The following is a 4,746-nucleotide window of genomic DNA, read 5'->3' as shown; positions in this document are numbered from 1 at the left end:
GTTTTCAATTAACAGCCTTTTTCAAAAAACAGAATCCTTTTGGATGACATTTTTAATATTGATCTTAGCAATCATAATCTATACTTACGTAATACGTCATATTTTCAGATATGAAATACGTAAATATATCTGTCGTAAGAAAAAAGTTAAAATAAGTAAAAAAGAACACATATAAAAACATTACCGATAAATATGATTTCGGTAATGTTTTTTTTAATAACATAAATGAATTATTAGGGAGAAATGTAACTTCTCATATCAGCAATTCTTTTCAAAACTCTCAACGGGGCTCTTGGAAATACAAAAAAAGTCCTAAATATAGGACTTTCTAAGCAATTTGGTGACTCGTACGGGATTCGAACCCGTGAATGCATGCGTGAAAGGCATGTGAGTTAACCGTTTCTCCAACGAGCCATCAATGGCGCCTAAAACAGGACTCGAACCTGTGACCTGCCGGTTAACAGCCGGATGCTCTACCTACTGAGCTATTTAGGCAAGTGCTTAATTATAATAGCATGACCTTTAAGATAATGCAAGCACTTTTTAAAAAAATATTGAATTGAATGAAAGGGAATATTATAATATCACTGCTGAGAGGAAAAAAATATGAAATTACTTCTGAAGTACATAAAAAACTATATAAAAGAAACGATCCTTGGTCCTTTTTTTAAATTGCTGGAAGCAGGCTTCGAGCTGTTTGTTCCTTTAATTATTGCAAAGATGATAGATGAAGGAATTGCTCAACAAAATCAGACATTGATTTGGCTTTGTGCATTGGCATTAGGCTTATTGGCTTTGATCGGTTGTATCAGTGCTATCAGTGCCCAATATTTCAGCGCTAAGGCCGCTGTTGGAATGAGCGAGGAAATGCGTCGTGATTTATTTGCCCATATTGAAAGCTTTGGTTATACCGAGATCGATCAGGTAGGTACAAGCACCTTGATTACCCGCCTTACCAATGATATCAATCAGGTACAAAATGGTGTGAATTTGTTTTTACGTCTGTTTTTACGTTCACCTTTTATCGTATTCGGATCAATGATAATGGCATTTACCATTAGCCCTCGATTAGCAATCGTATTTGTAATTACGATTTTAATTTTATTTCTGGTTGTCATTTTCATCATGGTCGTAAGTATTCCGCTGGTGAAGAAGGTAGCCTCTCTTATTGAAAGGATGACCCAGCTCGTATCGGAGAATTTAAGCGGTGTCCGTGTCATTCGAGCCTTTCATATTGAAAAAGAACAGGCGGAGGAATTTGAAACGCAAAATAAAAATTATTACGATGCCAGCATACTGGTTGGAAAGATCAATGCATTTTTAAATCCTGTAACCACATTGATCTTAAATTGCGCCATTCTTATCCTGATATATAAAGGTGGCTTTCAGGTATTTGAAGGAAGCATCACACAAGGTCAATTGGTAGCCTTGGTTTCTTATATGTCAAGCATCCTGATCGAACTGATCAAACTTGTAAATCTTGTATTAAATCTGACTAAGGCCATCGCCAGTGCTTCACGTATCGAATCAATCTTTAATATGCAGACAAGCTATTTGAATCAGCCTGAGGAAATCTCTTATGAAGATAATTGTGTCTTTCATTTCGAGCATGTTTCATTTAGGTATCAAAATGATCAGATGGATACGATACAGGATGTGTCTTTCTGTATTCCGAAAAATAAACGTATAGGTATTATTGGCGGTACAGGAAGTGGTAAGAGCACATTGGTTCACTTGATGGGACGCTTCTATGATGCAAGCAGCGGTAAGATCTTGTATAAGGGCGTTGATATCAGTCACGTTGATTTGAAAAAGTTTCATGAAGAAGTGGTTCTGGTCCCGCAGCAGGCAGTCTTATTCAAGGGTACGATTGCTCAAAACTTAAGATGGGGGAAAAAGGATGCCAGTGAAGCAGAAATGATGGAAGCCTGTCGAAATGCCCAGATGGCAGATTTCGTAGAGGAAAAGGGCCTGGATTATGAAATTGCACAGAATGGATTGAATTTAAGCGGTGGGCAGCGTCAGCGTTTGACAATCGCCCGGGCATTAGTTGCAAAGGCAGAGGTCTTAATTTTAGATGCCAGCAGCAGTGCATTGGATTATGCAACAGAGGCAGCATTACGAAAGGCAATTGCTCAAAATTATGAATGTACATTGATCACGATTTCCCAGCGTGTATCGTCATTGATGGATTGCGATATGATCTTAGTGATGGATGAAGGAAAGCTTGTAGGCATGGGTACACATGAAGAGCTTATGAAAGACTGTGTCATTTATCAGAAAATCAGTGCCTCACAGATAAGGGAGGTGGAAGCATGAATCGGAAAGCGGTCATGAAAAGAGTTCTTTTCTATATACAACAGGATAAAAAATTAGTAGTTGCCTCTTTTATTTGTGCTTTTATTAGTGTGATTACGACTTTATATCTGCCAATCTGCATCGGTGAGGCCATTGATTATGCAATAGGGACGGGAAATGTTGATTTTAATGCGATTATTCAGGTATTGATACGTATGGCAGCTGTACTGCTGATAAATGTTGGCGTAACATGGCTGATGAATCGGATCAATAATAAATTAACATATCATGTTTCTTACAGGATTCGTAAGGATGCGGTCGAGCATATCAGCAAGTGTCCGATTTCTTATATTGATTCTCATGATCAGGGGGATCTTCTCAGCCGTATCTTAAATGATGTGGAGATTCTTTGTGATGGTCTTTTGATGGGCTTTACACAGTTTTTCACAGGTGTTTTGAGTATCTTTATTACTTTGTTTATCATGCTTCAGATTGATATGCGCATGGGAATTTTGGTCTTATTAATTACGCCTCTTTCACTTGTCATGGCAGCCTTTATTTCTAAAAAGACACATTTGCTTTTTTTGATACAATCTAAAAATCGGGGAAGCATCAGTGCTTTTATCAATGAAAGAATTTCTCATCATAAAGTAAGTGTTGCCTATGAACATCAGCAGGAAAATATTGAAGAGTTCAATGCTATGAGCGAGGAATTAAAAGAAAGCTCAATGAAGGCCATTTTTTATTCATCTTTGACGAATCCATGTACCCGTTTTGTCAATGCTATTGTATATGCTTCAGTTGCATTGATGGGTTCACTGATCGTTATTGGAGGCAGCATGAGCGTCGGACAGCTGACCATTTATCTCAATTATGCAAATCAGTACACAAAGCCATTTAATGAGATTACCAGTGTCATCAGTGAGCTGCAGAATGCTTTAGCGTGTGCTCAGCGTGTATTTGAATTTATTGATTCACCTGTGGAAAAATTAGATGCACCTGATGCTTTTGATCTTGAAAATGTAAAAGGAAAGGTTGAATTGCGTCATGTCAGCTTTTCTTATAATAAGAATAAACCGTTGATCAGTGATTTTAATCTGGTTGTTCAGCCGGGACAGCGAATAGCCATCGTAGGCCCGACAGGATGCGGAAAGACAACATTGATCAATCTGTTAATGCGTTTTTATGAAATTGATGAGGGAGATATTCTGCTTGATGATATAAACTATCGTGATATTACAGTAAGATCTCTGCGTAATCATTTCGGTATGGTCTTACAGGATACGTGGATCAAAAATGCTACGATTCGAGATAATATTACTTTGCACAAACATATCAGTGATGAAAAGCTGATCGAAGCCAGCCGTAAAACAAAAGCTCATTCGTTCATCCAGCGTTTGCCTCAAGGCTATGATACGATGCTGGGAGATATCAGTTCGAATCTTTCGATTGGCCAGAAACAGTTATTATGCATTACTCGTGTTATGGTGCAGGATCCTAAGATCTTGATTTTAGATGAGGCAACCTCTAATATTGATACACTAACAGAGCTGCAGGTACAACATGCTTTTCAGGAATTGATGAAAAATAAGACAAGTTTTATCGTTGCCCATCGTTTGAGCACGATTCAAAATGCGGACTGCATTCTGGTGATGAAGGATGGCAAGATCATTGAAAAAGGAACCCATGAAGCACTTTTAAAACAAAAGGGCTTTTATGCAACCCTGTATCATTCGCAATTTTTAAATCAAATGAGTTGACTTACATGTGAAAAATGCATATCCTAACAATAGGGAGGAAATAAAATGAACATAAAAAGAAGTATCCTTGAAACGATTGGTCATACTCCTTTAGTAGCGTTAAATGATCATTTGTTTGCGAAAGTTGAATCATTTAATCCCGGAGGAAGCGTGAAGGATCGAATTGCATATAAGATGATCAGACAGGCTCTTGATGATGGAAGAATTGATCAAAATACGGTTATTATCGAACCGACAAGCGGCAATACAGGTGTCGGCTTAGCCATGGTTTGTGCTGCCCTGCATATGAAATGCGTCATTGTTTTGCCGGATTCGATGTCTTTAGAACGAAGAAAGCTGATACAGGCCTATGGAGCTGAGCTTGTGCTGACAGAGGGGTCACTCGGTATGAAGGGAGCTATTGCGGAAGCAATGCAGCTTCATGATGAGATCAGCAATTCATTTATTCCTCAACAGTTTGAAAATAGTGATAATCCACTGGCGCATTATGAAGCGACAGCAGTTGAGATCTTAGATGATACAGATGCACAAATTGATATCTTTGTAGCGGGCATCGGTACGGGTGGTACGATCAGTGGTGTCGGCCGATATTTGAAAGAACATAAGAAGGATGTTGAAATTATTGGTGTAGAGCCATTGGAGAGTGCAGTGATTACGACAGGTGAAGCCGGAAAGCATAAGATTCAGG

General features: G+C 38.4%; 3 protein-coding genes and 2 tRNA genes. 3 read left to right on the top strand and 2 right to left on the bottom strand.

Annotation, left to right across the window (positions count from 1 at the left end; translation table 11 throughout):
* Positions 1-338: 338 nt before the first annotated feature.
* Positions 339-414: transfer RNA gene (locus tag Q0K35_RS06820), tRNA-Glu, on the bottom strand.
* 5 nt (positions 415-419) lie between these two features.
* Positions 420-495: transfer RNA gene (locus Q0K35_RS06815), tRNA-Asn, on the bottom strand.
* 111 nt (positions 496-606) lie between these two features.
* Here Q0K35_RS06815 and Q0K35_RS06810 point away from each other — a divergent pair.
* The 3 genes from Q0K35_RS06810 to Q0K35_RS06800 all read left to right on the top strand — a co-directional run.
* Positions 607-2,319 (top strand): ABC transporter ATP-binding protein, encoded by a 1,713-nt coding sequence (locus Q0K35_RS06810; RefSeq protein ID WP_294561913.1) that lies wholly within the window; start codon positions 607-609, stop codon positions 2,317-2,319.
* Positions 2,316-4,058: an ABC transporter ATP-binding protein gene (locus Q0K35_RS06805; RefSeq protein ID WP_294561912.1), complete on the top strand. Its 1,743-nt coding sequence runs from the start codon at positions 2,316-2,318 to the stop codon at positions 4,056-4,058. The genes Q0K35_RS06810 and Q0K35_RS06805 overlap by 4 nt, the downstream gene beginning before the upstream one ends.
* 45 nt (positions 4,059-4,103) lie before the next feature.
* The coding region (locus tag Q0K35_RS06800; protein ID WP_294561911.1) for a pyridoxal-phosphate dependent enzyme at positions 4,104-4,746 on the top strand (643 nt) is incomplete at its 3' end.

The sequence above is a fragment of the uncultured Traorella sp. genome (assembly GCF_944327115.1).
In the GTDB taxonomy this organism is placed as follows: domain Bacteria; phylum Bacillota_I; class Bacilli_A; order Erysipelotrichales; family Erysipelotrichaceae; genus Traorella.
Note: the sequence above shows the minus strand (reverse complement) of the source record. Positions and strands in the feature narration are given on the sequence as shown.

Coding starts and splice junctions, on each gene's coding strand:
- Q0K35_RS06810 (WP_294561913.1), top strand. CDS start 607: ATGAAATTACTTCTGAAGTACATAAAAAACTATATAAAAGAAACGATC.
- Q0K35_RS06805 (WP_294561912.1), top strand. CDS start 2,316: ATGAATCGGAAAGCGGTCATGAAAAGAGTTCTTTTCTATATACAACAG.